Below are 1844 nucleotides of genomic sequence, written 5' to 3'. Positions count from 1 at the left end.
CGTGCTGCCCGCGCTGCCGCAGAACGCCAATGGCAAACTGGATCGCGCGGCGCTGCCGCGGCCGGAGTTCGACGATGCTACGGCGTACGAGGCGCCGCGCGGTGCGCTCGAGCGAACGCTGGCGGCGCTGTGGGCCGAGGTCCTGAAGCTGCCTCGCGTCGGGCGCCTCGACAACTTCTTTGCGCTCGGTGGCGACTCGCTGCTGAGCCTCAGGCTGGTCGCGTTGGCTCGCAAGAAGGGGCTGGCGATCGAGCCGCGTCAGATGTTCGAGCATCAGCGTCTTGCCGCGTTGGCGCAGGTGGTCGCTTTCGAGTCGAGCGCCGATGCGTCGTCGATCCCCCTGGCCGGTGCCGACGAGCGCCGTGGCCCGGGCGCGCTGTCCTTTGCGCAGGGACGCCAGTGGTTCCTCTGGCAGCTTGATCCTCAAAGCAATGCGTATCACGTGAGCGGTGGACTGCGCCTGACGGGGCGAGTCGACGAGTCAGCGCTGGCCGAGGTCTTCGAGCAACTCGTGCGCCGGCATGCCGCACTGCGCACGGTGTATCGCACGAGCGGCTCGGGCGACGTCGAGCCGCAGGTGCTCGATGCGGCCACGTTCACTCTCGAGGTGACCGACCTCCAGTCCGTCGACGCATCGGTTCGCGAGGCGCAGGCACTCGACGCAGCACGAAGCTTCAATGAGCGGCCGTTCGACCTTGAACAGGGCCCCTTGCTGCGCGTCGGCCTGATCCGGCTGGGGCAGAACGAGCGCCTGCTCGTCGTGGTCATGCATCACATCGCTTCCGACGGCTGGTCGATGCAGATCATCGTCGATGAGTTCGCGGTGCTGTATAGGGCGCGGGTACAAGGCATCGAGCCTGCGCTTGCACCGCTCTCCGTCGAGTATGTCGACTATGCAGTGTGGCAACGACGCTGGCTCGAAGCCGGAGCAGCCTCGCGCGAGCTTGCCTATTGGACGGGGCAACTCGGCGTGGACGCGCCGGCTCTGCAACTGCCGACAGACCATCCGCGCTCGGCCGGCGCGCGGCTGACCGCTGCGCTGCATCAGATGGCGCTGAGTGGCGAGCTCACGTCGGCGCTGCATCGACGCGCTTCAGCGTTGGGCATGACGCCATTCATGCTGCTGCTGGCGGCTTGGCAAGGTCTGCTGCATCGCTGGACCGGACAGAACGACATCCGCGTCGGCGTGCCGATCGCGAACCGGCATCGCGCCCAGACCGAAAGCGTCGTCGGGTTCTTCGTCAACACGCAGGTGCTGCGCGCGCAGGTCGATCCGCGCATGAGCCTGACGCAGCTGCTCGAGCAGGCGCGCGAGGCCGCTCTCGGCGCCCAGGCACATCAGGACCTGCCGTTCGAACAACTCGTCGAGGCACTGCAACCCGATCGAATAGCCGGCCAGCATCCGCTGTTCCAGGTGATGTTCAACCATGCTCGCGACGACTACAGCGCGCTGCAGCAGCAGCCTGAGCTGACGATGGAGCCTTTCGCGTTGCCTGATCAAGCGGCGCAATTCGAGCTGAGTCTGGAGACCAACGAGCTCCCCGGTGGCGGCATTGCTGCGACCTGGGTCTATGCGAAGGAGTTGTTCGAGCCGTCGACCATCGAGCGGCTGGGCCGGCATTACGTGGCAATGCTCCAGACACTGATCGAGCAGCCGTTGCTGACCGTGAGCGCGGTGCCGCTGATGGGCGCTGCAGAGCAGGCTCAGCTGGCCTCTTGGGACACGAGCGCTGAGCAGTACGCCGACGAGCAGCCGGTGCACCGGCTCATCGAGGCGCAGGTGCGCCGCACGCCCGAGGCGGTTGCGCTGCTGTTTGGCGATGTCCAGCTGAGCTATGCCGAGC

Annotated in this window: 1 protein-coding gene; it reads left to right on the top strand. The window is 66.8% G+C overall.

Features of this window, described 5'->3' with window-relative positions:
* Positions 1-1844: condensation domain-containing protein (locus tag ACG0Z6_RS16575; protein WP_394463446.1), on the top strand; the 1844-nt coding region annotated here is incomplete at both ends.

The organism is Roseateles rivi, assembly GCF_043555845.1.
GTDB lineage: Bacteria > Pseudomonadota > Gammaproteobacteria > Burkholderiales > Burkholderiaceae_C > Roseateles > Roseateles rivi.
Note: the sequence above shows the minus strand (reverse complement) of the source record. Positions and strands in the feature narration are given on the sequence as shown.